Origin of the sequence: Variovorax sp. SRS16 (assembly GCF_901827165.1) — a bacterium.
In the GTDB taxonomy this organism is placed as follows: domain Bacteria; phylum Pseudomonadota; class Gammaproteobacteria; order Burkholderiales; family Burkholderiaceae_C; genus Variovorax.
In genome coordinates this window covers 855,150-880,547 of sequence record NZ_LR594666.1, presented here as the reverse complement: position 1 = coordinate 880,547, position 25,398 = coordinate 855,150, and the positions used below count along the sequence as shown (strand labels likewise).

The 25,398-nt window shown below is 68.0% G+C and carries 26 protein-coding genes and 1 other RNA gene; 16 read left to right on the top strand and 11 right to left on the bottom strand.

What is annotated here, in order from left to right; genetic code table 11:
- The first annotated feature begins 63 nt into the window (after positions 1-63).
- Positions 64-894, top strand: coding sequence for a GntR family transcriptional regulator (locus tag E5P2_RS04300; RefSeq protein ID WP_162565919.1), 831 nt, complete (start codon positions 64-66; stop codon positions 892-894).
- Here the strand turns inward: E5P2_RS04300 and corA are convergent.
- From corA to E5P2_RS04280, 4 genes are read right to left on the bottom strand one after another with little or no spacing between them, the layout of a single operon-like run.
- On the bottom strand, positions 836-1,810 hold the full coding sequence (gene corA / locus E5P2_RS04295; protein WP_162565918.1) for a magnesium/cobalt transporter CorA: 975 nt from the start codon (positions 1,808-1,810) through the stop codon (positions 836-838). The two genes, E5P2_RS04300 and corA, sit on opposite strands and share 59 nt — an antisense overlap.
- A gap of 57 nt (positions 1,811-1,867) precedes the next feature.
- Entirely contained in the window at positions 1,868-2,653 is a 786-nt protein-coding gene (locus E5P2_RS04290) for a slipin family protein (protein ID WP_162565917.1), read from the bottom strand.
- A gap of 20 nt (positions 2,654-2,673) precedes the next feature.
- Positions 2,674-4,050 (bottom strand): NfeD family protein, encoded by a 1,377-nt coding sequence (locus tag E5P2_RS04285; protein WP_197908447.1) that lies wholly within the window; start codon positions 4,048-4,050, stop codon positions 2,674-2,676.
- A gap of 54 nt (positions 4,051-4,104) precedes the next feature.
- Complete coding sequence (locus E5P2_RS04280; RefSeq protein ID WP_162565915.1) at positions 4,105-5,112, bottom strand: Bug family tripartite tricarboxylate transporter substrate binding protein; 1,008 nt, start codon at positions 5,110-5,112, stop codon at positions 4,105-4,107.
- Between the two features lie 56 nt (positions 5,113-5,168).
- Here E5P2_RS04280 and E5P2_RS04275 point away from each other — a divergent pair, with 56 nt between their 5' ends.
- From E5P2_RS04275 to E5P2_RS04265, 3 genes are read left to right on the top strand one after another with little or no spacing between them, the layout of a single operon-like run.
- Complete coding sequence (locus tag E5P2_RS04275; RefSeq protein ID WP_162565914.1) at positions 5,169-6,851, top strand: MBL fold metallo-hydrolase; 1,683 nt, start codon at positions 5,169-5,171, stop codon at positions 6,849-6,851.
- Entirely contained in the window at positions 6,848-7,558 is a 711-nt protein-coding gene (locus E5P2_RS04270; RefSeq protein ID WP_162565913.1) for an RNA pseudouridine synthase, read from the top strand. The genes E5P2_RS04275 and E5P2_RS04270 overlap by 4 nt, the downstream gene beginning before the upstream one ends.
- Before the next feature lie 17 nt (positions 7,559-7,575).
- On the top strand, positions 7,576-8,235 hold the full coding sequence (locus E5P2_RS04265) for a Pr6Pr family membrane protein (RefSeq protein WP_162565912.1): 660 nt from the start codon (positions 7,576-7,578) through the stop codon (positions 8,233-8,235).
- Here the strand turns inward: E5P2_RS04265 and rnpB are convergent.
- An RNA gene (gene rnpB, locus E5P2_RS04260) (RNase P RNA component class A) lies at positions 8,235-8,571 on the bottom strand. The genes E5P2_RS04265 and rnpB overlap by 1 nt on opposite strands.
- A gap of 52 nt (positions 8,572-8,623) precedes the next feature.
- Here rnpB and E5P2_RS04255 point away from each other — a divergent pair.
- The 5 genes from E5P2_RS04255 to E5P2_RS04235 all read left to right on the top strand — a co-directional run bounded on the left by E5P2_RS04255 (position 8,624) and on the right by E5P2_RS04235 (position 14,836).
- Complete coding sequence (locus E5P2_RS04255; RefSeq protein WP_162565911.1) at positions 8,624-9,310, top strand: response regulator; 687 nt, start codon at positions 8,624-8,626, stop codon at positions 9,308-9,310.
- Positions 9,303-10,892, top strand: a complete 1,590-nt coding sequence (locus E5P2_RS04250) for a sensor histidine kinase (protein WP_232080574.1) — start codon at positions 9,303-9,305, stop codon at positions 10,890-10,892. The genes E5P2_RS04255 and E5P2_RS04250 overlap by 8 nt, the downstream gene beginning before the upstream one ends.
- A 124-nt stretch (positions 10,893-11,016) precedes the next feature.
- Complete coding sequence (locus tag E5P2_RS04245; protein WP_232076954.1) at positions 11,017-11,508, top strand: tripartite tricarboxylate transporter TctB family protein; 492 nt, start codon at positions 11,017-11,019, stop codon at positions 11,506-11,508.
- 6 nt (positions 11,509-11,514) lie between these two features.
- Positions 11,515-13,059 carry a tripartite tricarboxylate transporter permease gene (locus tag E5P2_RS04240; protein WP_162565909.1) on the top strand — a complete coding sequence of 515 codons (1,545 nt, stop codon included), beginning with the start codon at positions 11,515-11,517 and terminating at the stop codon, positions 13,057-13,059.
- A 118-nt stretch (positions 13,060-13,177) separates the two neighbouring features.
- A complete protein-coding gene (locus tag E5P2_RS04235; RefSeq protein ID WP_162565908.1) occupies positions 13,178-14,836 on the top strand; it encodes an NAD(P)/FAD-dependent oxidoreductase in 1,659 nt (552 codons plus the stop codon).
- Here the strand turns inward: E5P2_RS04235 and htpX are convergent.
- From htpX to pyrC, 3 genes are all read right to left on the bottom strand, one after another.
- The gene (htpX, locus tag E5P2_RS04230) at positions 14,830-15,693 is read right to left on the bottom strand and encodes a protease HtpX (protein ID WP_162565907.1); all 864 of its coding nucleotides are present in this window, start codon (positions 15,691-15,693) and stop codon (positions 14,830-14,832) included. The two genes, E5P2_RS04235 and htpX, sit on opposite strands and share 7 nt — an antisense overlap.
- A gap of 168 nt (positions 15,694-15,861) precedes the next feature.
- On the bottom strand, positions 15,862-16,620 hold the full coding sequence (locus E5P2_RS04225) for an NYN domain-containing protein (protein ID WP_232080573.1): 759 nt from the start codon (positions 16,618-16,620) through the stop codon (positions 15,862-15,864).
- Positions 16,617-17,657, bottom strand: coding sequence for a dihydroorotase (gene pyrC / locus E5P2_RS04220; protein WP_162565906.1), 1,041 nt, complete (start codon positions 17,655-17,657; stop codon positions 16,617-16,619). Before pyrC ends, E5P2_RS04225 begins: the two co-directional genes overlap by 4 nt.
- Positions 17,658-17,775: 118 nt before the next feature.
- On the opposite strand from pyrC, the gene E5P2_RS04215 reads away from it, so the two are divergent.
- From E5P2_RS04215 to E5P2_RS04185, 7 genes are all read left to right on the top strand, one after another.
- Complete coding sequence (locus tag E5P2_RS04215; protein ID WP_162565905.1) at positions 17,776-18,132, top strand: TfoX/Sxy family protein; 357 nt, start codon at positions 17,776-17,778, stop codon at positions 18,130-18,132.
- Between the two features lie 126 nt (positions 18,133-18,258).
- The gene (locus E5P2_RS04210; protein WP_162565904.1) at positions 18,259-18,696 is read left to right on the top strand and encodes a JAB domain-containing protein; all 438 of its coding nucleotides are present in this window, start codon (positions 18,259-18,261) and stop codon (positions 18,694-18,696) included.
- A 16-nt stretch (positions 18,697-18,712) separates the two neighbouring features.
- Positions 18,713-19,087, top strand: coding sequence for a GFA family protein (locus tag E5P2_RS04205; protein WP_162565903.1), 375 nt, complete (start codon positions 18,713-18,715; stop codon positions 19,085-19,087).
- 48 nt (positions 19,088-19,135) lie between these two features.
- Complete coding sequence (locus tag E5P2_RS04200) at positions 19,136-19,768, top strand: LysE family translocator (RefSeq protein WP_162565902.1); 633 nt, start codon at positions 19,136-19,138, stop codon at positions 19,766-19,768.
- A gap of 140 nt (positions 19,769-19,908) precedes the next feature.
- Positions 19,909-20,469, top strand: coding sequence for a TRAP transporter small permease (locus E5P2_RS04195; protein WP_162565901.1), 561 nt, complete (start codon positions 19,909-19,911; stop codon positions 20,467-20,469).
- On the top strand, positions 20,466-21,764 hold the full coding sequence (locus E5P2_RS04190; protein WP_162565900.1) for a TRAP transporter large permease: 1,299 nt from the start codon (positions 20,466-20,468) through the stop codon (positions 21,762-21,764). The genes E5P2_RS04195 and E5P2_RS04190 overlap by 4 nt, the downstream gene beginning before the upstream one ends.
- A 21-nt stretch (positions 21,765-21,785) precedes the next feature.
- Positions 21,786-22,820 (top strand): DctP family TRAP transporter solute-binding subunit, encoded by a 1,035-nt coding sequence (locus E5P2_RS04185; protein ID WP_162565899.1) that lies wholly within the window; start codon positions 21,786-21,788, stop codon positions 22,818-22,820.
- 189 nt (positions 22,821-23,009) lie between these two features.
- Here the strand turns inward: E5P2_RS04185 and E5P2_RS04180 are convergent, their stop codons facing one another.
- The 3 genes from E5P2_RS04180 to E5P2_RS04170 form a co-directional block, all read right to left on the bottom strand.
- Positions 23,010-23,747 (bottom strand): amino acid ABC transporter ATP-binding protein, encoded by a 738-nt coding sequence (locus E5P2_RS04180; RefSeq protein ID WP_162570334.1) that lies wholly within the window; start codon positions 23,745-23,747, stop codon positions 23,010-23,012.
- 45 nt (positions 23,748-23,792) lie between these two features.
- Entirely contained in the window at positions 23,793-24,482 is a 690-nt protein-coding gene (locus tag E5P2_RS04175; protein ID WP_162565898.1) for an amino acid ABC transporter permease, read from the bottom strand.
- 117 nt (positions 24,483-24,599) lie between these two features.
- Entirely contained in the window at positions 24,600-25,334 is a 735-nt protein-coding gene (locus E5P2_RS04170; protein WP_162565897.1) for an amino acid ABC transporter permease, read from the bottom strand.
- Between the last annotated feature and the right edge of the window lie 64 nt (positions 25,335-25,398).

The window sequence follows — 25,398 nt, the reverse complement described above, 5'->3', positions numbered from 1 at the left end:
TTGACCCGGAGTCCGCCCCAGCTGCCCGGCGGCGCCACGGCCGCCGCGGGTACCATTTCCGCCATGCCCACCGCCCTTCGCCGCAGCCGCCCCGCCCCTTCCGACCCGCCCGCCAGCCGCGCCAGGCGCGCCGATGCCGCGCCGCCCGAGGCGCCGCCAACCGATGCCGGCGTGGACGAGCGGGTCTATGCCGCGGTGTCGAAGGCGCTGCTGAGCGGCAAGCTGCGCCCCGGCACGCCGCTGCGCGAGCGCGCGCTCGCCGAGGCGCTGGGCTGCACACGCGGCGCGATCCGCAAGGCGCTGGCGCGGCTGGGCACCGAGAAGCGGCTGGTGCTCGAACACAACCGCGGCGCCTTCGTGCCCAACCCGTCGATCGACGACATGCGCGGCATCTACCGCGCGCGCCGCATCGTCGAGGCCGGCCTGATCACGACCTTGTTCGGCCAGCTGTCGCGCGAGCAGGTCGCGGCGCTGCGCAAGCACGTCCAGGGCGAACAGCGCGCCTTCAAGGAAGGACGGCGCGAGGACGCGATCCGCATGGCGGGCGACTTCCATCTGCTGCTGGCGCAGATGGCCGGCAGCGAGGAACTGCTTTCCTACATCCGGCGGCTGGTGGCGAACACCGAGCTCTACAAGGCGCTCTTCGATTCGGCCGAGGCCGCGAGCTGCGCGCCGCGGGAACACGAGCAGATCATCGAGGCGCTCAGCGGCGCGTCATTGCAACGCGCCGTCGCCATCGCGATGGAGCACCTGGACGAACTGGAGCAGCGCGTGGTCGCCGGCGCGGCCGCGGAACGGGAGGTCGACCTGGCCAGCCTGTTCGCCGAGGACGCGCCTACACCCAGCCCGCGCGCCGGAACCGGTAGTACAGGTAGCCGCAGATCCCGAACATGAGCAACAGCGCGGCCACATAGCCGTACTGCCATTTCAGCTCCGGCATGTGCTCGAAGTTCATGCCCCAGATGCCCGCGAAGGCGGTGCACACCGCGAAGATGGCCGCCCATGCGGCGAGGCGCTTGGTGACCTCGCCGTCCTCGATGGTGACCATCGAGAGGTTGACGTGGATCGCGGTGCCGATGGTGTCGCGCGTGGCGTCGATCGAGGCATCGATGCGGCCCAGATGGTCGACCACGTCGCGGAAGTATTCCTGCGAGCCCGCGCAGATCTGCGGCACGCGCCCGCCGTGCAGCTTGCCGGTGCCCTCGAGCAGCGGCGCGACCGCATGCTTGAGCACCGTGAGCCGCTGCTTCAGGGCATACAGCCGCCGGATGTTCTCGCGGGCCTGGCCCTTGCTGAAGATCTGCTGCTCGATGGTCTCGAGCTCGACCTCCAGCCCGTCGATCACCGGGAAGTAGCGATCGACCGCCGCATCCATCAGCGCATAGAGCACGAAGCCCGGTCCGTTGCGCAGCAGCTCGGGCTCGCGCTCGCAGCGCTCGCGCACTTCGACGAAGCCATGCCCGCTGCGGCTGCGCACCGACACCAGGTAGTTCCTGCCGACGAAGACATTGAGCTCGCCCACGTCCAGCACGCCGGGCCGGCGCTCGTCGGTGTCGAGCAGATGCATCACCACGAAGAGCGAATCGGCGTACTCCTCGACCTTCGGGCGCTGATGGCCGTGCTGGGCGTCTTCCACGGCCAGCGGATGAAGACCGAATTCGGCGCGCACCTCTTCAAGCTCCTCGGGCGTCGGGTCGTGCAGCGCCACCCAGACGAAGCAGCGCGGCAGTGACACGTAGTCGCCGATCCTGTCGATCGGAATGTCGGCCAGCTTGGTACCGTCTTCATAGACGGCGCAGTTGATGAGCATGCAGGAGCTCCGGGGTGACTTGGACGAATCATCTTGCCACGGCGGGCACGACCGGCTCTAGGCGCCGGGTGCGTCGCCCATCCGGTTCATCCATTTGAGCAGCGGCCCCATGATCTCGATCGGCAGCGGGAACACGATGGTCGAGTTCTTGTCGGCCGCGATGACGGTCAGCGTTTCCAGGTAGCGCAGCTGCAGCGCCTGCGGATGCCGGCCCAGGATCTCGGCCGCCTCGGAAAGCTTGGCCGAGGCCTGCAGCTCGCCTTCGGCATGGATCACCTTGGCGCGCCGTTCGCGCTCGGCCTCGGCCTGCCGCGCGATCGCACGCACCATGTTCTCGGCGAGGTCGACGTGCTTGATCTCGACGTTGGTCACCTTGATGCCCCAGGCAGCGGTCTGCACTTCGAGCGTCTTCTGGATGTCGAGATTGAGGCGCTCGCGCTCGGCCAGCAAGTCGTCGAGCTCGTGCTTGCCGAGCACCGCGCGCAACGTGGTCTGCGCGAGCTGGCTGGTGGCCTCGAAATACTTCTCGACCTGGATGATCGCCTTCTCGGGATCGACCACGCGAAAGTAGAGCACCGCGTTCACCTTGACCGACACGTTGTCGCGCGTGATCACGTCCTGCGAGGGAACGTCGAGCACCATCACGCGCAGGCCCACCCGCACCATCTGCTGGATGCCGGGGATGAGGATCACCAGGCCCGGCCCCTTGACGCGCCAGAAGCGCCCCAGCTGGAACACCACGCCGCGCTCGTACTCCCGCAGGATGCGCAGCGACGAGGCCGCGAGCACCAGCAGAAGCAACAGGCACAGAACCACGAATGCGAAGCCGAAATTGAAGAACATGGCGGGCTCCCCGGAAGGGTTCAATCATGCGCCACTGCGACGACCTGCAGCGCAAGATCCTGCACATGGGTCACGCGGATGCGGCCGCCCGGGCGCAGGTCGGGCGCGCCGTGCACGTGCCAGTAGTCGCCTTCGATCTGCGCCCAGCCTTCGCCATCCTCGAACTCGACCAGCTCGCCCGTCGCGCCCACCAGCGTCGAGACGCCGCTCAGCACCGGCCGCCGGCGCGCCTTCGCAGCCATGCCCGCCACGAGCAGGATGAAGACGGCCGAGATCGCGCTCATCAGCCCGACCAGCCACAGCGGCACGCCGAAGCCCGGCGCATCGTTGTCGATCAGGAGCAGCGCGCCGATGGCAAAGGCCGCGATGCCGCCCGCGCCGAGCGCACCGAAGGTCGGAAGAAAAGCCTCGGCAATGAGGAAGGCCACGCCGAGCAGGAGCAGCGCGAGCCCCGCATAGTTGACCGGCAGCATCTGCAGGCCGAAGAGCGCCAGCATCAGGCTGATGACGCCGACCACGCCGGGCAGCACGAAGCCGGGATTGGAGAACTCGAACAAGAGGCCGTAGATGCCCACCATCAGCAGGATCAGTGCCAGGCTGGGCTCGGTGATCACCGACAGCAGCCGGGTGCGCCAGTCGGCCTCGAAGACCAGCACCTGCATCCCCTGCGTGGCGAGGCGCACGCTGCCCTTGCCCATGGGCACCTGACGGCCGTTGAGCTGGCGCAGCAGGTCGGACACGTCGCTCGCGATCAGCGTGACGACGTTCTTCTGCAATGCTTCCTGTGCCGAGAGGCTGACCGATTCGCGCACCGCCTGCTCGGCCCAGTCGGCATTGCGCCCGCGCAGCTGGGCCAGGCTGCGGATGTAGGCCGAGGCATCGGCCAGGCGCTTGGCGGTCATCGTGTCGGCGGGCGCGGCGGGTTCTGCGCCCTTGTCCGGGGTCGGCGGCTTGCCGGCCGGCGCCGCGGGCGATGGCATCCCGATCACCACCGGCGTCGCAGCGCCGAGATTGGAAGCCGGCGCCATGGCCGCGATGTGGCTCGCATAGAGGATGTAGGTTCCGGCGCTGGCGGCGCGCGCGCCGTCCGGCGCAACGAAGGCCGCCACCGGCACCGGGGAAGCGAGGATGTGCTTGATGATGTCGCGCATCGAGGTGTCGAGGCCGCCCGGCGTGTCGAGCTGCAGCACCACCAGCTGCGCATGCTCCCGGGCTGCCAGCGCGAGGCCGCGGCGCACGTAGTCGGCGGACGCGGGGCCGATGGCGCCGTCGAGGTCCAGCAGCACCGCCGTGGCGGGGGATGCCGAAGGCGCGGCAGGCACGGCTTCGGCGCTGGCCGCGCCCAGGGCGTGGGCCAGGAGGACCAGTCCCATCAACCATGCTCTGGCGGGCCTCATTTTTTCATTCTAGGGAGCACCGGGCGGCCTGTCACACCCGCCAAAACCCGCGCCTCAATCGATGCTGATGTGCGCCGCCTTCGCCACCTCGGCCCATTTCACGCGGTTGGCGTGCACGGTCTCTTTGAACTCGGCCGGCGTCTCGATGCGGATGGTGTTGCCCTGGGCCTCGAAATGCGCGCGGACCTCGGGCTGCTCCAGCACGGCCTTCACGGCGGCGTTGAGCTTGTCGACGATGCGCGGGTCGGTGCCCTTGGGCGCGAAGATGCCGAACCAGATCGAGCTGTCGAAGCCCTGGGTGCCCGGCAGGCCGCTCGATGCGATCGTGGGGACTTCCTGGATGGCCGCCACCGGCTTGGCGGTGGTGACGCCGAGCAGCCGCACCTTGCCGGCCTTGTACTGCGGCAGCACGGTCTGCACCTGGTTCATGATGCAGCAGGTCTCGCCGCGCACGACCGAGGTGATGGCCTCCGGCCCGCCCTTGTAGGGCACATGCACCATCTGCAGCCCGAGGCGCGAATTGAATTCGGCAAAGGCCATGTGGGTGCCGGCGCCATTGCCGGTCGATGCGTAGTTGTACTTGCCGGGATGGGCCTTGACGAGCTCGACGAATTCCTTGAGCGTCTTCACGTCCATCACCTCGGGGTTGATGGTGAGCACGTTGGAGACGTCGAGCACCGGCGCCACCGGCACGAAGTCGGCCTCGACGTCGAAGGGCAGCTTCTTGTAGAGCGCGGCGTTGCTGCCGTGCGTGGCGGCGGTGCCGAAGGCGAGCGTGTAGCCATCGGGTTTGGCATGCGCGACGTACTCGCTCGCGATGTTGCCGGCGGCGCCGGCCTTGTAGTCGATGACGATCGACTGGCCCAGCTTCTTCTGCAGCGGATCCTGGATGGTGCGCGCCACCACGTCTACACCGGAGCCCGCCGGAAAGCCCATGATCAGCGTGATCGGCTGCTGCGGCCAGTCCGACTGGGCGAAGGCGACGGGAAGCGCGGCGCCCCACAGGGCGAGCCCGGCGAGCGCACCGAGGCGGCGTGCGCTGCGAGAAAAAGAATCGAACATCGGGGTCCTTTGCTGGCGGGTGGCGGAGTTGGCGCGGAGGTCTCGATAATCGCACCATGGTCCGTTCCGCTCAATTGCTCCATTCCCCTCATGAACCCGCACCGCTGCGCGCGGCCGCCACCGTGCTGCTGCTGCGCGACACGCCCCAGGGCGTCGAGGTGCTGATGACGCGGCGCTCGTCGAGCGCGAGCTTCGCGCCCGGCGCCTATGTGTTCCCCGGCGGGCGCATCGACGAAGGCGATGCCGCGGCGCATGCCATGGCGACGCGCCGTCCCACGCAGAGCCTGGCGCAACTCACGCAGGCCGTCGCGGCGATCCGCGAGAGCTTCGAGGAACTCGGCGTGCTGCTCGCCCGCCATGCCGACGGCCGGCCGGCGAGTGCCGAGGACATCGCGGGCATGGACCGCAGCACCGCCGCTTCCACCGTCGCCTTCGCGGAGCAGTGCGCGGCGCGCGGCCTGCGGCTCGCGACCGACCAGGTCTTCACGCTGGCGCACTGGATCACCGACCGCGACCTGCCCAGGCGCTTCGACGTGCCCTTCCTGGTGGCGCGCATGCCCGAAGGCCAGGTGCCGGCGGCGGACGAGGCCGAGCAGTTCGAGCCCTGCTGGGTGCGCCCGGCCGACGCGCTGGCGCGCCATGCAGCGGGCAGCTTCTTCATGATCTTCCCGACCCTGCGCACGCTGGAGCGGCTGGCCGCCTACGCCACGGTCGACGCGGTGCTCGATGCCTGCGCGAACCGCCCCGGCGGCGAAGGACCGCTGTGGACCAGCTGTCCGCGCGCCGGGCTGCTGAACGGCAAGGAAGCGCGCTACATGGAAAGCGATTCGCCCTTCGGCGAACTGGCGCTGGTCTGCCCCGACGGCCAGATGGTCCATGCGCTCGACTGGCAGAGCGCGCATCCGGTGCCGCTGCTCGCGAACGTGCAGCGCCTGACCGCGCCGAACCCCGGCACGATGACCGGCCCCGGCACCAACAGCTACATCGTCGGCGACGCCGCCACCGGCTACCTCGTGATCGATCCGGGCCCGGACGACGCCGAACACATCGGCCGGCTGTGGCGCGCGACCGGGGGCGACATCCGCATGATCGTCTGCACCCATTCGCATGCCGACCATTCGCCCGGCGCCGCGCCGCTGCAGGCGCTGTGCAGCACCAGGCCACCGATCCTCGGGCTGCCGGCCGCGGCCACCGCACGGCCCTCGGCGAAGTTCTCGCCCGAGCGCGTGCTCGCAGACGGCGAGCGCCTGGTGCTGGCACCGGCCACGGCCGCAGGCGACGACAGCGCGCCGCGCACGCACACGCTGCGCGCGATCCACACGCCCGGCCATGCGGCCAACCACCTGTGCCTGCTGCTCGAGGAAGACGGGCTGCTGTTCTCCGGCGACCATGTGCTCAACGGCAGTACCACCGTGGTCGATCCGCCGGACGGCAACATGAACGCCTACCTCGATTCGCTCGACAAGCTGGATGCGGCCTGCGCCGAGGGCGGCGTCGATTTCATCCTGCCGGCGCACGGCTACGTGCTGGGCAACGCGCGCGGCGCCATCGCGCATCTGAAGGCGCACCGCCTCAAGCGCGAGGCCAGGATCGCCGACGCCATGCGCCGCCTGCCGCAGGGCACGCCCGAGGACTGGCTGCCGCTGGCCTACGACGACGTGCCGCCGCGCATGTGGCCAGTGGCCGCGCGTTCGCTGGCCGCGCACGTCGAGCGCATCCGGCAATCGGCCGCACAGTGACGGACAGCACCGACGAAGGCATCCGGCTGGCCAAGCGCGTGGCCGCGCTCGCCGGCTGCTCACGGCGCGAGGCCGAGCTGCTGATCGAGAACGGCGCGGTGCGCGTCGACGGCGAGCCGGCCCTGCTGCCGCAATCGCGCGTGCATGCGCAGCAGCGCGTCGAGATCGAGCCGGGCGCACGGCCCGAACCCGTGGTGCCGGTCACGCTGCTGCTGCACAAGCCGGCGGGCATGCCGATCGACGGCGCGCACCACCTGCTCGTGCCGGCGCACCACCATGAGCCCGAGCGCGCAGGGCTTCGTTTCCTGCCGCGCCATGCCGCCGGACAACGCTGCATGACGCCGCTCGAAACCGGCGCCAGCGGGCTGGTCGTCTTCACGCAGGAGTGGCGCATCGAGCGCAAGCTGCAGGAAGACGCCGGCGTGCTCGAGAACGAGGTCATGGTCGACGTCGCCGGGCCGGTGAGCCCCGAGGTGCTGGCAAGCTTCGAGCGCTCGCCCGCGCGCGTGAGCATCGGCCAGCAGGCCGAAGGCCACACCGGCCTGCGCTTCGCGCTCAAGGGCGCGCGTCCGGGCCAGATCGCGCATCTGTGCGACGACGCGGGCCTGCGCATCCTCGCGATGAAGCGCATCCGCATCGGCCGCGTGCCGCTGGCCGGCCTGCTGCCGCAACAGTGGCGCTATCTGCTGCCGCACGAACGCTTCTGAACCCCGAGGCCGACACGATGCACGACGACGATCCGCTTCCCGTCAACGCACGCCGCTTCGCCGCAGTGGCGGCCTTCGTCGGCTGGGCCGCGCTGGTGCTGCAGCTCGTGCTGTCGATCGAGCTCGCGACCACGGCCGGCCGTTCGGCGGCCTGGGGCGCGCTCAACTACCTGAGCTTCTACACGGTGCTCACCAATTTCCTCGTCGCCTTCGCGCTCACCGCGGCGGCGACCGGTGCGCAGGGCGCGTTCTGGCGCTTCTTCCGCCGGCCGGGCGTGGCGACCGCGATCGCCGCCTCGATCGCGGTGGTCGGGCTGAGCTACCACTTCCTGCTGCGCAATGTCTGGGATCCGCAAGGGCTGCTGTGGCTGTGCAACGCGCTGCTGCACTACGTGATGCCGGTGCTCTATCTCGTGTACTGGTGGATCGGCGTGCGCGGGCGCGGCGTGGCGTACCGAGACATTCCCACCTGGTGGGTCTATCCGATCGCCTACCTTGTCTATTCGCTGGCGCGCGGCATGGTCGAGGGCGTGTATCCGTATCCCTTCATCGACGCGAGCACGATCGGCTACCCGCGCCTGGCCATGAATTCCGTTGCCCTGCTCGTCGTCTTCACGCTGATCGCCGCGCTGCTGGTCGCCCTCGGCCGCGCGAAGCCCGCGGGCGAACAAAAATAGTGTGAAGCGCGCCTATAAGCCGGATTCTGTGCACTGAGATGCTCTTGCGAGCGCCTCAGCGTGACCGCCATTACTCTGGGCCGTCTGTCGCCAGACGGCTCGGTGCCACCTACCCGCCAACTCTGCGGAACCACATCGACGTTGGCCTACTTGGTGTTGCTGCGCGCAGAGATTGCCCGTTTCACCCGGCCGGGTCGCCCCGGCCGACTCGTCTCTGTTGCTCTGATCCTCACCTCGCGGTGGAGAGCCGTTAGCTCCTGCGCTGTCCTGTGCAGTCCGGACGTTCCTCCAGTGCGCTCTTTCGAGACTTGCACCAGCGGCGGTCCAGCGTGCTTCACGCAAGGATTATCGCCACAATGTCGCTCCTCTTTCCCGCCACCACGTTTCCATGCGCATCCTGCTGATCGAAGACGAAGTCGAACTCGCCGACTGGCTGGCGCGCGCGCTCAAGCAAAGCGGCTTCGTCCCCGACCATGCGCCCGACGCGCGCACGGCCGAAGCCCTGCTGGCCGGCAACGAATACGACGCGGTGGTGCTCGACCTGCGCCTGCCCGACAAGCACGGTCTCACCCTGCTCGGCGCCATGCGCGACGCCGGCGACCGCACGCCGGTGCTGGTGCTGACGGCCGAGGGCTCGCTGCAGGACCGGGTGCGCGGCCTCCACCTCGGGGCCGACGACTTCCTCGCCAAGCCCTTCGCGGTCGAGGAAGTCGAAGCGCGCCTGACCGCCCTCGTGCGCCGCAGCCGCGACAACCCGCATCCGCGCATGCAGTGCGGCTCGCTCGTCTACGACAGCAGCAGCCGCGCCTTCATGCTGCACGGCGCGCTGCTGTCGCTCACGCCGCGCGAGCATGCGGCGCTGACCGCGCTGCTGCTGCGCAGCGGCATGCCGGTCGGCAAGCAGCGGCTGTCGGGCAAGGTGTTCCCGCACGACAGCGACGTCGGCCCGGCGGCGATCGAGCTGGTGCTGCACCGGCTGCGCCGCAAGCTCGCGGACGGCGACGTGCGCATCACCACCGTGCGCGGCCTGGGCTACATGCTGGAAGATGCGTCGCAGGCGCCCGGCCATGAATAGGCTGGCGCTGGCCGGGCCGCGCCGCATCGGCATCCGCGTGCTGTTGCTCGCGATGCTGCTGCCCGGCATCTTCGGGCTGCTCGCGCTCGACACGTGGAACGACTACCAGGCGATCTCGCGCGTGGTGGTGGATGCCTACGACCAGGCGCTGATCGAGCCCGTGCAGGCGCTCAACGACAGCGTCGAGATCGACACCCGCGACATGAAGCCGCGCGTCAACGCGGCCTTCTCGGTGGAGGCCATGTTCGAGTCGACACGCCCGCGCTTCAAGCACCTGCATGTCGGCTTCACGCGCGTGGCGTCGAACGGCGCCGACACCGCGCCGCCCTCGCCCGAGCAGACGCTGGTGGGCGTCCCGGACCTGCCGCCACCGCCGCCAGGCGCCGCCGACGACGTGGCCGTGTTCTACGATGGCGTCTACCGCGGCTACCCGGTGCGCATCGCAGCCTTGCACCGCACGGTGCAGATCTCGGCCACCGAGGCCTTGCGCGTACTGAGCCAGGCCGCCGAAAGCACCGGCGTGCGCCAGCAGGCGCTGGCCGATTCGTGGCACCACGCGCTGTGGAACGACGTCCGCGTGGTCGGCGTGATGGTGGTGCTCGTGTGGCTGGGCGTGGCGCTCGCGCTGCGCCCGCTGGAGCGCCTGCGCCGGTCGCTGGCGGTGCGCGCGCCGGGCGACCTCGCGCCGCTCGACACGCGCGGCGTTCCCTACGAGGTCGCGCCGCTGGTCGACGCGGTGAACCACCACATCGGCAACCAGAGCCGGCTGCTGGCGGCGCAGTCGCGCTTTCTGGCCGACGCATCGCACCAGCTGCGCACGCCGCTGGCCATCATGCTGACGCAGGCCGGCTATGCGCTGCGCGAGCGCGAGCCCGGCCCGATGCGCGAAACCCTGCGCGCCATCGTGGCGCAGCTGGTGCGCACCCGCCGCCTGAGCGAACAGCTGCTGGCGCTCGCGCATGCGCGCGATGCCACGCAGAGCGCCGCGGCGCGGCCGTCGAAGGCCGACCTCAACGCGGTCGCGCGCGACGTGGTGCTGCAATACCTGCCGCTGGCACACGAGAAGAACCAGGACCTCGGCTGGGTCGACGCGCGCGGCGAGGCGGCGACCGACGAAGTCGACCACGAACCCGGCGAGGCCGGCGCCGAGCCGCCTGCGCCCGTCGCGCCCGTCGCGGCCAACGCCGCCGAACTGCACGAGGCGCTGTCGAACCTGGTGCACAACGCCATCAAGTACACGCCGATGGGCGGACGCATCACGGTGTCGGTGCGGCTGGTCGGCGATTCGGCGGAGGTCGAGGTGAGCGACACCGGCCCCGGCATCCCCGCCGCGCTGCGTGCCGCCGCGTTCGAACGCTTTCATCGCACCGATGCCGGCGACGCGGCAGAGAACCGCGGCGCGGGGCTCGGCCTCGCGATCGCGGACGCCTATGCGCGACGCAACGGCGGCGTGATCGAGCTCGGCGATGCCGAGCCGTCGGATGGCCTGCCGGGCGGACTTCGCGCGACGCTGCGGCTGCCGTTCGTCAGGTCCAACCCGATACGTGATAACACGTATTTTGGGGATCCTGACACGCACTGAAAGCAGATTGGAAGGCTCGATTCCTAGACTGGCCCCCGCTCGGCACGCACCCCGCGTGCCACGAAGGAGACATTTCTATGCAGAGCCAACACCGGCACTCGAGCCCGGGGCTGAAAGGGCGGCCATGAAGCCCGGCACCCATCACAACAAGAAGGACTACTACGGCGGCGCGCTGATGGTCTTCATCGGGCTGCTCGCGGTGTACGCGGGCCTCGACTACAAGACCGGCACCCCGGCCCGCATGGGTCCTGGCTTCTTCCCGGTCGCCGTCGGGGCGCTGCTGGCGGTCACCGGTTTGCTGATCGCGCTTTCGGCACGCACCGAAGCCGACTCGAGCGCGCCCAAGCTGGTCGTCGCCCATGGCCACGGACACGGCATGCCCGACCTGCGCGGCGGCGTCTGCATCATCCTCGCCACGCTGGCCTTCCTGCTGTTCGGCATCTACGGCGGCCTGGTGCCGGCGACCTTCGCGATCGTGTTCATCTCGGCCCTCGGCGACCGCAGCAACACCATCACGCAGGCCATCCTGCTGTCGCTCGCGATGTGCATCATCGCGGTGATCGTCTTCTGGTGGGCGCTGCAGCTGCAGTTGCCGCTGTTCCAGTGGGGAGGCTGAGCCGCCATGTCACAAGCACTTCAAGACCTCTGGTTCGGTTTCGGTGTCGCCTTCCAGGGCACCAACCTGATGTGGTCCTTCTTCGGCGTCCTGGTGGGCAACCTGATCGGCGTGCTGCCGGGCATGGGCGCACTGTCGGCGATCTCGATCCTGCTGCCGCTCACCTACGTGATGCACCCGGTGCCCGCCATCCTGATGCTGGCCGGCATCTTCTACGGCTCGCAGTACGGCGGCGCCATCGGCGCCATCCTGCTGAACCTGCCCTCGCATCCGCCGCACGCGGTGACCTGTCTGGACGGCTTTCCGATGACGAAGGCCGGCAAGGGGGGAACGGCGCTCGGGATCACGATGATCTGCTCGTTCTTCGCGGCATCGGTCGGCATCCTGGTGATGATCTTCGCCTCGCCGCTGCTGGTCGCCGTGGCCTTCAAGTTCGGGCCGGCCGAGATCTTCTCGATCATGCTGCTCGGCCTGATCGCGGGCTCCACCATGTCGCGCGGCTCGCCGCTCAAGGGCGTGGCGATGACGCTGTTCGGCCTCTTGTGCGGCGTGGTCGGCACCGACGTCAACTCGGGCAGCTTCCGCTTCTCGTTCGGCGTGCCTGAACTGAGCGACGGCCTGGAACTGGTGGCAATCGCGATGGGCCTGTTCGGCGTGGCCGACTTCCTGCTCAACGTCAATCGCATGACGGTGATCACCACCAACACCAAGCTGCGCATCCGCGACATGCGTCCGAGCATGGCCGAGATGAAGGAAGCCTTCTGGCCCATGGTGCGCGGCACCCTGGTGGGCACCGTGTTCGGCGCGATGCCCGGCACCGGCCCGACCATCACCACCTTCATCGCCTATGCGCTCGAACGCAAGATCTCCAAGACGCCCGAGAAGTTCGGCACCGGCATGATCGCCGGCGTGGCCTCGCCCGAAGCCTCGTCGCACTCGAAGACCCAGGTCGACTTCATCCCCACCATGAGCCTGGGCATTCCCGGCGACGCGGTGATGGCGCTGATCCTGGGCGCGCTGATGATCCAGGGCATCGCGCCCGGACCGCAGCTCATCACCGAGCATCCGGACATCTTCTGGGGCCTGATCGCCAGCTTCTGGATCGGCAACGTGATCCTGATCATCCTCAACGTGCCGATGATCGGTGTCTGGGTGAAGATGCTGCAGGTGCCCTACCGCTACCTGTTCCCCTCGGCCATGTTCTTCATTGCCGTCGGCGTCTTCAGCACGCAGAACAGCCTGTTCCAGATCTGGGAAGTGCTGGCCTTCGGGGTGATCGGTGCGCTGTTCATCGTGCTCGATTTCTCGGTGGCGCCCATCATGCTGGGCTTCGTGCTCGGGCCGATGGTGGAAGAGAACTTCCGGCGCGCGATGCTGCTGTCGCGCGGTGATGTCACGGTGTTCGTGCAGCGCCCGATCAGCTGCGCCTTCGTGATCATCTCGACGCTGCTGCTGATCGGCGTGACCTGGTCGAGCTGGCGCGGCCGTGCCCTCAAGAAGGTGGAGAAGGACGCTGACAAGCTCGGCGTGGAAGCGACCTCCGACGCCTGACGGATCACCCTCACGGCAAAGGGCCTGCGGCGCGATGCGTGCCGCAGGCCCTTTGTCATTGGCGAGCGCGTTCTATGATCGGGCGCCCTGCTTGATAACCACAAGCCCACGCCACGATATGCTGCGAATCTCGGAAATCAAACTACCGCTCGATCACGACGACGCGGCGCTGCCTCGCGCGATCGATGCCGCGCTCGGCACACCGCCCGGCGCGGTCAGCGGATTCACCGTCTTCAAGCGCAGCTTCGACGCGCGCAAGGCCGAGTTGCTGCGGGTCTACATCGTCGATGCGACGCTCGCCGATCCGGCGCTCGAAGCGGCGCTGCGCCTGAAGTTCGCCGGGCATGCGCACATCCATCCCACGCCCGACATGGCATGGCACGCGCCGGCAGAGGCTCCGGCCGCGCTGTCGTCGCGCCCCGTGGTGGTCGGCTTCGGCCCCTGCGGCATCTTCTGCGCGCTGCTGCTCGCGCAGATGGGCTTCAGGCCGATCGTGCTCGAGCGCGGCAAGACGGTGCGCCAGCGCACGCGCGACACCTGGGGCCTGTGGCGCAAGAGCGTGCTCGATCCCGAATCGAACGTGCAGTTCGGCGAAGGCGGCGCCGGCACCTTCTCCGACGGCAAGCTCTACAGCCAGATCAAGGACCCGCGCTTCCTCGGCCGCAAGGTGATGGAGGAGTTCGTCAAGGCCGGCGCGCCGCCCGAGATCCTCTACGTCGCACATCCCCACATCGGCACCTTCAAGCTGGTGAAGGTGGTGGAGCACATGCGCGCGCAGATCGTCGCACTCGGCGGCGAGATCCGCTTCGAGCAGCGCGTGACCGACGTGCTGATCGAGGACGGTCCGCACGGCAAGGCGCTGCGCGGCCTCACCGTGCTCGACCAGCGCACGGGCCAGACGCACGCGTTGCGCGCAGACCATGTGGTGATGGCGCTCGGCCACAGTTCGCGCGACACCTTCGCGATGCTGCATGCGCGCGGCGTGCATATCGAGGCCAAGCCCTTCTCGATCGGCTTTCGCGTCGAGCATCCGCAGGGCCTGATCGACCGCGCGCGCTGGGGCCGGCATGCGGGCCATCCGCTGCTGGGTGCGGCCGACTACAAGCTGGTCCATCACGCGAGCAACGGCCGCTCGGTCTACAGCTTCTGCATGTGTCCGGGCGGCACGGTGGTCGCCGCAACCAGCGAGCCGGGCCGTGTCGTGACCAACGGCATGAGCCAGTACTCGCGCAACGAACGCAACGCCAACGCGGGCATCGTGGTCGGCATCGATCCGCGCGATTTCCCCGGCTGGGAAGAAGGACGCAAGGGCTCGCCGCTGGCAGGCATCGACCTGCAGCGCGAACTCGAATCGAAGGCCTTCGTCCTCGGCGGCGGCGACTACCGCGCGCCCGGGCAGCTGGTCGGCGACTTCGTGGCAGGCCGCCCGTCGACCGCGCTCGGCAGCGTCGAGCCCTCGTACAAGCCCGGCGTCACGCCCGGCGACCTGCACGCCGCCCTGCCCGGCTACGCGATCGAGGCGATGCGCGAGGCCTTCCCCGCCTTCGGCCGCAAGATCAAGGGCTTCGACCTCCACGACGCGGTGCTGACCGGCGTCGAGACCCGCACCTCGTCGCCGATCCGCATCACGCGCGGCGACGACCTGCAGAGCCTCAACGTGCGCGGCCTCTACCCGGCCGGCGAAGGCGCGAGCTACGCGGGCGGAATCCTGTCGGCGGGAGTCGATGGCATCAAGGTCGCGGAAGCCGTGGCGCGCAGCCTGGCGGCGAGCTATTGAAGTGCTGCGATGCGTTCTTCGATCGGCGGATGCGTTGCAAACAGCTTGCCGATGCTGCCCGTGATACCCATCGCCTCGACCGCCTTCGGCAGCTGGCCCGCCGGCAGGCCGCCGAGGCGCGCGAGCGCATTCACCATCGGCTGCTTGCGGCCCATCAGCTTGGCCGAGCCCGCGTCGGCGCGGAACTCGCGCTGCCGCGAGAACCAGGCCACCACGATCGCGGCGGCAAAACCGAGCACGATGTCGAGCACCAGCGTCGTCACCATATAGCCGATGCCGGGGCCGGACGAGCGGTCGTCGCCGCGGCGCAGGAAGCTGTCGACCGCATAGCCGATCACGCGCGAGAGGAACACCACGAAGGTGTTCATCACGCCCTGGATCAGCGTCATCGTGACCATGTCGCCATTGGCCACGTGCGCGATCTCGTGGCCGATCACCGCCTCGACCTCCTCGCGCGTCATGTTGGCGAGCAGGCCGGTCGACACCGCGACCAGCGACGAATTCTTGAAGGCGCCGGTGGCGAAGGCATTGGGCTCGCCTTCGAAGATGCCGACCTCGGGCATGCCGATGCCGGCGGTGTCGGCGAACTTGCGCACGGTCTGCACGATCCAGGCCTCGTCGGGCGACTGCGGCTCGTTGATGATGCGCACGCCCGCGGTCCACTTGGCCATCGGCTTGCTGATCAGGAGCGAGATGATTGCGCCGCCGAAGCCCATCACCAGCGCGAAGCCCAGCAGCGCCGAGAGGTTGAGCCCGTTGGCCGTGAGGTAGCGGTTGACGCCGAGCAGGCTGGCGACCACGCCGAGCACTGCGACGACCATCACGTTGGTCAGAACGAACAGAAGGATACGTTTCAAGTTGAATTCTCCGTGAGGACAGACGACGGCCCGCCCTGGCGCGCAAATGAGGGCCGGCTACAGGGTTTCAAGCCAAGGGAGACGCGGGGCACGGCGTTGTTCTGGTTCTTGGGGGCCCGCACGGCACTTTCGTACAGAGTGATGATAGAAGCAAAAGTTCTGGCGGCCTTACAGCGTGGTGGGTCCGATGTACTGCACCTTGTTCGGCGTGCCGTCCGGCGTGAGCCAGAACATGCCGGGGTATTTGTTGAAGAACTTGGGCGAGCTCGCGCTGCGCCCGAGCAGGCGCGCGGCGCGCAGCCGCTCCGCGGCCTGGTTGAGCTCGACCTTGCCGCCCGCGAGCAGTTCCGGCACGGCATCGAGGATGCGGATCACCTCGTCGGGCAGGGCCGGCGCGCGCGGTGCCGCGGCTGGCGCTTCGGGCTTGGCGGCAGCGCGTCGCGGTGCCCGCGGCGCACGCTTGGCCGCGGCCGGTTTGGGCGCCGCCGCGGCCGTGGCCGCAGCGTGGTGCTGCAGATCGTTGAACTCGTCGTACACCAGCGTCGTCTCGTCGCCGGTCTTGCCCTTCTGCCCGATGCCGCATACGCGGCAGCCCTTCTCGCGCAGGCGAATGACGAGCGGCGCGAAGTCCGAATCGGAAGACACCAGGTAGACCACCTGTGGCCGCTCCGCAATGACCAGGTCCATGGCATCGACGGCCAGCGCGATGTCGGTGCTGTTCTTGCCGGCCGAGAGGTTGACCATCGGCCGCACCGACAGGCGCTTGAAGAGGGCCTGCTGCTTCTGTGCCGCCTCGGCATTGCAGTAGGCACGCCGCACATGAAGATGGCCGTGCCGGGCCAGCACCATGGCCACGGCCTGCTCGATCACGTCGGCCGAGACGTTGTCGGCGTCGATCAGCAGCATCACGCGCGGCATGTCGTTCATGCGAGTCTCCAGGTCAGGGTTTCGCCGCCGCGCAGCGGCTTGAGCGTCGCTTCGCCGTAGGGCAGGGTTTCGGGCAGGGTCCAGCTTTCGCGCTTGAGCGTCACCGTGCCGGTGTTGCGCGGCAGGCCGTAGAAGTCGGCGCCGTGGAAGCTCGCGAAGGCCTCGAGCCTGTCGAGCGCGCCGGCGTTGTCGAAGGCCTCGGCATAGAACTCGAGCGCGGCCAGCGCGGTGTAGCAGCCGGCACAGCCCAGCGCATGTTCCTTGAGGTGTGCCGGATGCGGCGCGCTGTCGGTGCCGAGGAAGAAGCGGTCGCTGCCGCTGGTGGCGGCTTCGACCAGCGCCACGCGGTGCGTCTCGCGCTTGAGCACCGGCAGGCAGTAGTAGTGCGGCCGGATGCCGCCGGTGAAGATCGCGTTGCGGTTGTAGAGCAGATGGTGCGCGGTGATGGTGGCGGCGGTGAAGCGGTCGGCATCGCGCACGTAATGCGCGCCCTCCTTCGTCGTCAGATGCTCGAACACGACCTTGAGCTCGGGGAAGTCGCGCCTGAGCGGGATCATCACGCGATCGATGAAGACAGCCTCGCGATCGAACAGGTCGACCGCCGGATCGGTGACTTCGCCATGGACCAGCAGCAAGAGGCCGCGCTTCTGCATCGCCTCCAGCGTCGGGTAGGTGTGGCGGATGTCGGTCACGCCGGCATCGCTGTTGGTGGTGGCGCCGGCCGGGTAGAGCTTGAGCGCGCGCACGCCGGCATCGGCGGCCGGTTCGATCTCGTCGGGCGCGAGGTTGTCGGTCAGATAGAGCGACATCACCGGTTCGAACTGCAGGCCCTCGGGCACGGCGGCGCGGATGCGCTCGCGGTAGTCGATGGCCTGGCCGGAGGTGGTCACCGGCGGGCGCAGATTGGGCATGATCAGCGCACGGCCGAACTGGCGGGCCGAGTGCGGCACGACGGCTTCGAGCGCATCGCCATCGCGCACATGCAGGTGCCAGTCGTCGGGGCGGGTGATCGTGAGGGTGTCGGCGGAACTTGTCATGGGGCGATTGTCCCATTGCGCCCTGGGCGCCGATCCCGCAGCGGGATGGCCTTCGTCAGGGAAGAGTGGCCGCCGAAGAGCGGTGCCCTATGATCGTCCAACCCAAGGGCGCAATCCCATGAACGAATTCGTCGACCAGCTCCACGATGTCTTCGAACGCTTCGGCCGCGTGTCGATGCGGCGCATGTTCGGCGGCTACGGGGTCTACCACGAGGGCCGGATGTTCGGCCTGGTCACCGGCGACCGCCTTTACCTGAAGGCCGACGCGCACTCGGTCGCCGCCTTCGAGGCGAAGCAGCTCGCGCCCTTCGAATACATGCGCCAGGGCAAGCCGACGCGCCTGTCCTACTACGAAGCGCCGCCGGAAGTGTTCGAGGACCGCGACACGGCCGCGGTCTGGGCGCGCCGCGCCTGGGAAGCCGTGCTGCGCGCGCCGCCGCCCAAGCGCAAGTCCCGCGCCACGCGCAAAGCTTAGGACTGTGCGGGTGGTGTCAGCCGATCTTGCGCAATGCGAGGGTCGCCCGCTCCTGGGCCACGGTGTCATGCGGTACGCTTGGCGTCGCGGCAAGTCCGGGACAGGGCAACTCAGGGGAAAACCAAGATGGCATACCTGAAAGAACTCAAGGTCACCTACACCCGAAAGCGCGTCGACGACGATCTGCTGAACAAGCCGATCGAAAGCCCGGCACAGGTCTACGAGCTGTTCAAGGACATGCAGGACGAGACCAAGGAGAAGGTGGTCATCCTGCATCTCAATCCACAGTTGGAAGTCCTGTCCTATGAGGTGGCGTCGATCGGCACGGCGACGCGCGTGCCGATGGAGCCGATCGAGATCTACCGCAATGCGATCCTGGCGAGGGCATCGTCGCTGGTCGTCGTGCACAACCACCCTTCCGGTTCATGCGAGCCTTCGAACGCCGACATCGCCGCGGCCGCGAAGCTGAAGGAACTCGGCGACATCCACGGCCTGCCGCTGCAGGACTTCATCGTCATCGGCTTCGAACGCTTCTACAGCTTTCGCGAGAACGGGCCGTTCTGATCAGAACTTGAACACCATGACCCGCTACACCGGAAGCTGCCACTGCGGCGCCATCCGCTTCGAGATCGACACCGTGATCGACCGCATCACCGAATGCAATTGCTCGGTCTGCACGAAGAAGGGCATCCTCCACCACCGCGTGGCGCCCGAGAACTTCCGCCTCGTCAGCGGCGCGGACGCGCTCGGCACCTACCAGTTCGGCAGCGAGGTCGCGAGGCATCACTTCTGCAAAGTCTGCGGCATCCACACCTTCACGCGGCCGCGCGCCGCGCCCGCGCTCTATACCGTGAACGTGCGCTGCCTCGACGACTACGACCTGCAGCAGGCGCAGCCCGAGGTGCTGCGCTTCGATGGGCGGCATTGGGAGGCGGAGGTCGGCAAGCTGGCCTGAACGCCCGCCCGCGACACCGGTCACGCAGCCCCGTACCCCTTACACGCCATGCACCTCGCCACCCTCCTGCTCTTCGCACTGGTCGCCCTGGTGGCGATCGCCACGCCCGGCCCGACCGTGCTGCTGGCGCTGACCAACGGCTCGCGCTACGGCGTGCGGCGCGCGCTGGCCGGCATGCTGGGCGCGATGGCCTCGGACTTCGTGCTGGTCGGCGCGGTGGCGCTCGGCCTCGGCGCGCTGCTGGCAGCGTCGGAGTTCTGGTTCTCGGTCGTGAAGTGGGTGGGCGCGGCCTACCTCGCCTGGATCGGGCTCAAGCTGCTGCGCTCGCAAGGCGGGCTGGACCTGTCGCAGGCCGCCGCAGGCCACGCCGGCGGCACGCCGCACACCCTGCTCGCGAAGTCCTTCCTGGTCGCGGTGACCAATCCCAAGGGCTACCTGTTCTGCTCGGCGCTGCTGCCGCAGTTCATCGACGCGTCGCTGCCGCAGGGGCCGCAGTACCTCGCGCTCGCGATCGTGTTCGCCGCGCTCGATTGCGCGGTGATGCTGGGCTACGCACTGATCGGCGCACGCGCGGTGAGGCTGCTGAGCCGGCGCGCGGTGCTGTGGCTCGACCGCTGCTGCGGCGGCGCCCTGCTGGCGCTGGCCGGCTCGCTGGCCTTCTACCGCCGCAGCACGGGCTGAGGCGGGCGCGTGCTAAGGAAACCACCGATGAGGCGGTGGTTATCGATCGTTACTATTTCGGGGCACTTGTCGAGGTGCGCGGATCGCATCCCGGCGGCCGCCGGGTGACACAACAACGCCAAGCACGCACCTTCTTCCCGATGTCCACGCCCACCGAGTCCGGCCCCGTGCTGGACGCCGCCAGCCCCCTCCCGCCCGAAATCGAAGCCGCCGACGAGCCGACGCGCGTGCCGCTGGCCATCGAGGACTGGCTCACGGTGATCATCATGGGCCTGCTGGCCTGCATCACCTTCGCCAACGTGCTGGTGCGCTACTTCACCGATTCGTCCTTCGCGTGGACCGAGGAGTTCTCGGTGTTCCTCATGATCCTGCTGGCGCTGGTGGCCGGCTCGGCCGCGGTGGCGCGCGACCGCCACATCCGCATCGAGTACTTCGCCGAGAGCGGTTCGCAGGCGCGCCGCAAGCGCCTCGCGCAATTCGGCGCCGCGATGGTGGCCATGTTGTTCTTCCTGATCGCGGTGCTCAGCGTGCGCGTGGTCTGGGACGACTACCGCTACGAGGAAACCTCGCCCGGCATCGGCGTGCCGCAGTGGTGGTATTCGATCTGGCTGCCGGTGGTCTCGCTGGCGATCGCGCTGCGCGCGGTGGGCCTGTTCGTGCGGCGCGGCCGCAAGACCACCTACGGCGGCACGGACCGATGATTCCGACCCTGCTCTTCGTCGCCTTCGTGCTGATGATGCTGGTCGGCGTGCCGATCGGCGCGGCACTCGGCCTCGCCGGCGCGGCCTGCATCGCACTGGCCAACGGCGATGCGCAATGGTTCGGCCTCCTGGCCGTGCCGCAGAACTTCTATGCGGGCCTCGGCAAATACCCGCTGCTCGCGATCCCGATGTTCGTGCTGGTCGGCTCGATCTTCGACCGCTCGGGCGTGGCGCTTCGGCTGGTCAACTTCGCGATCGCGATCGTCGGCCGCGGCCCGGGCATGCTGCCGCTGGTGGCGATCGTGGTGGCGATGTTCCTCGGCGGCATCTCCGGCTCGGGCCCGGCCAATGCGGCCGCTGTCGGCGCGGTGATGATCGCCGCGATGTCGCGCGCGGGCTACCCGGCGGCGTTCTCGGCCAGCGTGGTCGGCGCGGCGGCGGCGACCGACATCCTGATCCCGCCCTCGGTCGCCTTCATCGTCTATTCGGTGCTGGTGCCCGGCGCCTCGGTGCCGGCGCTGTTCGCGGCCGGCATGATCCCGGGCATCCTGGCCGGCGTCGCGCTGATCGTGCCGGCCGTGCTGCTGGCGCGCAAGCACAAGATGGGCGCGCTCGAATCGAGCCTGCCGCGGCCGGCGTTCTGGAAGAGTTTCCGCGAGGCGACCTGGGGCCTGGCGGCCCCGGTGCTGATCCTCGGCGGCATGCGCGCCGGCCTGTTCACGCCGACCGAAGCGGCGGTGGTCGCGGTGTTCTACGGGCTCTTCGTCGGCATGGCGATCCATCGCACGATCAAGGTGCGCGACCTGTTCGTGATCCTGCGCGAGTCGGGCGAGCTGTCGGCCGTGATCCTGATCGTGGTGTCGCTTGCGGGCATCTTCGCGTATTCGCTGTCGACGCTGGGCGTGATCGATCCGGTCACGCGCGCGATCGTGAATTCGGGGCTGGGCGAGTACGGCGTGCTGTCGCTCCTGATCCTGATGCTGATCACGGTCGGCATGTTCCTCGACGGCGTCTCGATCTTCCTGATCTTCGTGCCGCTCCTGTGGCCGATCGTGCAGTTCTACAAGTGGGACCCGGTGTGGTTCGGCGTGATCCTCACGCTCAAGGTCGCGCTCGGCCAGTTCACGCCGCCGCTGGCGGTCAACCTGATGGTGTCGTGCCGCATCGCCAACGTGCGCATGGAAGAGACCGTGCGCTGGGTCGGCTGGATGCTGTTCGCGATGTTCCTCGTGATGGTGGCGGTCGTCATCTGGCCCGAGCTTGCGCTGTGGCTGCCGCGAAAACTGGGCTACTGATTCATTCAAAGGAGACTGCACATGAAATTCCGTCGCTCCCTGCTCGGCGTGCTGGCCGTCGCTGCGGCGCTCGGCACCTTCTCGGTGGCCGCGCCCGCGCAGAGCTACAAGGCCGAGTACAAGATGTCGCTGGTGCTGGGCCCGCCCACGCCATGGGGCCAGGCCGGCAAGATCTGGGCCGACCTCGTGAAGGAGCGCACGCAGGGCCGCATCAACATCAAGCTCTATCCGGGCGTGTCGCTGATCCAGGGCGACCAGACGCGCGAGTTCAGCGCACTGCGCCAGGGCGTGATCGACATGGCCGTGGGCTCGACCATCAACTGGTCGCCGCAGGTCAAGCAGCTCAACCTGTTCTCGATGCCGTTCCTGATGCCCGACTATGCGGCGGTGGACGCGTTGACGCAGGGCGAGGTCGGCAAGGACATGTTCAAGATCCTCGACAAGGCCGGCGTGGTGCCGCTGGCCTGGGGCGAGAACGGCTTCCGCGAGATCACCAACTCCAAGAAGCCGATCAGGACGCCCGAGGACCTCAAGGGCATGAAGATCCGCGTCGTCGGCTCACCGATCTTCTCCGACATGTTCACCGCGCTGGGTGCCAACCCGACGCAGATGAGCTGGGCCGATGCGCAGCCCGCGCTCGCCAGCGGCGCGGTCGACGGGCAGGAGAATCCGCTCTTCCTCTTCACCATCCTGAAGATGCAGACCGTGGGCCAGAAGTTCGTGACCACCTGGGGCTATGTGTGCGACCCGCTGGTGTTCGTCGTCAACAAGGAGGTCTGGGCCTCGTGGACGCCGGCCGATCAGGCCGCCGTGCGGCAGGCCGCGCTCGATGCGGGCAAACAGGAACTCGTGCTTGCGCGCAAGGGGCTGGTGGAAGCCGACAAGCCGGTGCTCAAGGAGATCGCGGGGATGGGGGTGACGGTGACTTCGTTGAACCCGGCGGAGCGTGATGCGTTCGTGAAGGCGACGCGGCCGGTGTATGACAAGTGGAAGAGCACGGTGGGCGCCGACCTGGTTGCGAAGGCAGAGAAGGCGGTAGCGGCGAACAGGAAGTAGGCGGCAGCGGGCGCCGCGCGCCTCACCCCAACCCTCTCCCAGAGGGAGAGGGAGAAAGAAAAAATGCCCCGCGATGCGGGGCATTTTTTCGTTCCAGGGGTGCCGCCGATCCGGCTCTGCCGGTCGGCCGGCACCGCCCCCGGCAGGGGAGGCGGAGCGACACGAAGTGCGCGCAGCCTGGGGGCGAGCTTAATGTTGAAGGATCTTGTTGAGAAAGTCCTTCGTCCGCGCCTGCCGATTCTCCGGATGGCTGAAGAACTCGTCCTTCGAACAATCCTCCAGAATCCGCCCGCCGACGTCGATGAAGATCACGCGGCTCGCGACCTTGCGCGCGAAGCCCATCTCGTGCGTGACCACCATCATGGTCATGCCTTCCTTGGCCAGCGCCACCATCACGTCGAGCACTTCGCCGACCATCTCGGGGTCGAGCGCGGAGGTCGGCTCGTCGAACAGCATCACGATCGGGTCCATGCTGAGCGCGCGCGCGATCGCCACGCGCTGCTGCTGGCCGCCCGAGAGCTGGCCGGGGAACTTGTCCTTGTGCGCCATCAGGCCCACGCGGTCGAGCATCTTGAGGCCGCGCGTCTTGGCCTCGTCGGCGCTGCGGCCCAGCACCTTGATCTGAGCGATCGTGAGGTTCTCGGTGACCGACAGGTGCGGAAACAGCTCGAAGTGCTGGAACACCATGCCGACCTTGGAGCGCAGCTTGGGCAGGTTGGTCTTCGGGTCGTGCAGCGGAATGCCGTTGACCGTGATCTCGCCCTTCTGGAAGGGCTCCAGCGCGTTCACCGTCTTGATCAGCGTGGACTTGCCCGAGCCCGAAGGCCCGCACACCACCACCACATCGCCCTTGGCGATGCTCACCGAGCAGTCCTGCAGCACCTGCACCGGCCCGTACCACTTGGACACGTTCTTGATCTCGATCATGTTGTCGGCCATTTCAAAGCTCTCCGTTCAATGGTTCATTGACGATCATCGAATGATCGCGATCTTTTTGTGCAGTCGCTTCACGAGCCACGACAGCGCGTAGCACATGATGAAGTAAACGACCGCGGCCAGCAGGTAGGCCTCGATCGGACGCCCGAAATTCTTGCCCGCGGTCTCGAAGCCCTTGAGCATGTCGTAGGCGCCGATGGCATACACCAGCGAGGTGTCCTGGAACAGGATGATGGTCTGCGTCAGCAGCACCGGCAGCATGTTGCGGAAGGCCTGCGGCAGGATCACGAGCCTCATGTTCTGGCCGTAGGTCATGCCCACGGCCTGGCCCGCATTCACCTGGCCGCGCGGGATCGACTGGATGCCGGCGCGCATGATCTCGCTGAAGTAGGCCGCCTCGAAGGCGATGAAGGTGATCACCGCCGAGATCTCGGAGCGGTAGTTGGAACCCCAGGCGCCGAAGAACGAATAGAAGGACGCCGGCATCAGCAGGAAGAACCACAGGATCACCATCACCAGCGGAATGCTGCGCATGCCGTTGACGTAGACGGCGGCCGGCGCGTCGAGCCACTTGTTGCCCGACAGGCGCATGAGCGCCAGCAGGGTGCCGAAGATCACGCCGCCGATCGTCGAGACCACGGTCAGCATGATGCTGAAGTAGAAGCCCTTGACGACGAAGTTGCTGATGACGTCCCAGTTGTAGAACGACAGATCCAGATGCATCATGGCAATTGCTCCATTCCAGAAACACCGCAGAACCGGCTTCGCCGGGCTGCTGGTGTTGCCCCCTGCAAGGGGGTGGGCGGCCACACGAAGTGGGCCAGCCTGGGGGTGTGCTTCATGCTAGTGTCCTCCGCCGCCGGCACTGGCCGAGACGATGAAGCCCGGCACGCGCGTCTTCTTCTCGATGAAGGCCATCAGCCGGTTGATCGCGAAGGCCGAGATCACGTAGAGCGCCGTGACCGCCAGGTAGACCTCGATGCCGCGCGAGGTTTCTTCCTGCGCCTGCATCGCGAACATCGTGAGTTCCGTCACCGACACGGCGAAGGCCACCGACGAGTTCTTGAAGATGTTCATCGTCTCGCTGGTGAGCGGCGGGATGATGATGCGGTAGGCCATCGGCAGGATCACGTAGCGGTAGTACTGCGGCGTGGTGAAGCCCACCGCCATGCCCGCGTAGCGCTGGCCCTTGGGCAGCGCCTGGATGCCGGAGCGCACCTGCTCGGCGATCCGCGCCGAGGTGAAGAAGCCCAGCGCGAGCACCACCAGCACGAAGCTCGGCACGCCCTTCATGGGCGGGATCAAGGCCGGGATCACGTGGTACCAGAGGAAGATCTGCACCAGAAGCGGAATGTTGCGAAAGAGCTCGACCCAGGCATTGCCGAAGCGGATCAGCCAGGGGCTGTCGGGCAGCGTGCGGATGATGCCGATCAACGAACCCAGCACCAGCGCCACGATCAGCGCCAGCAGCGACACGGAAATGGTCCAGCCCCAGGCCGAGATCATCCATTGCCAATACGTCGGGTACTTTCCTCCAGGGTCTTGCAAGAAGACCTGCCAATCCCAGCTCGATCCCATCGGGACTCTCCTATTTCTTGACTAAAACAAACGCCCGCCGAAGTGGGCGGGCGTTGCGCGGTGA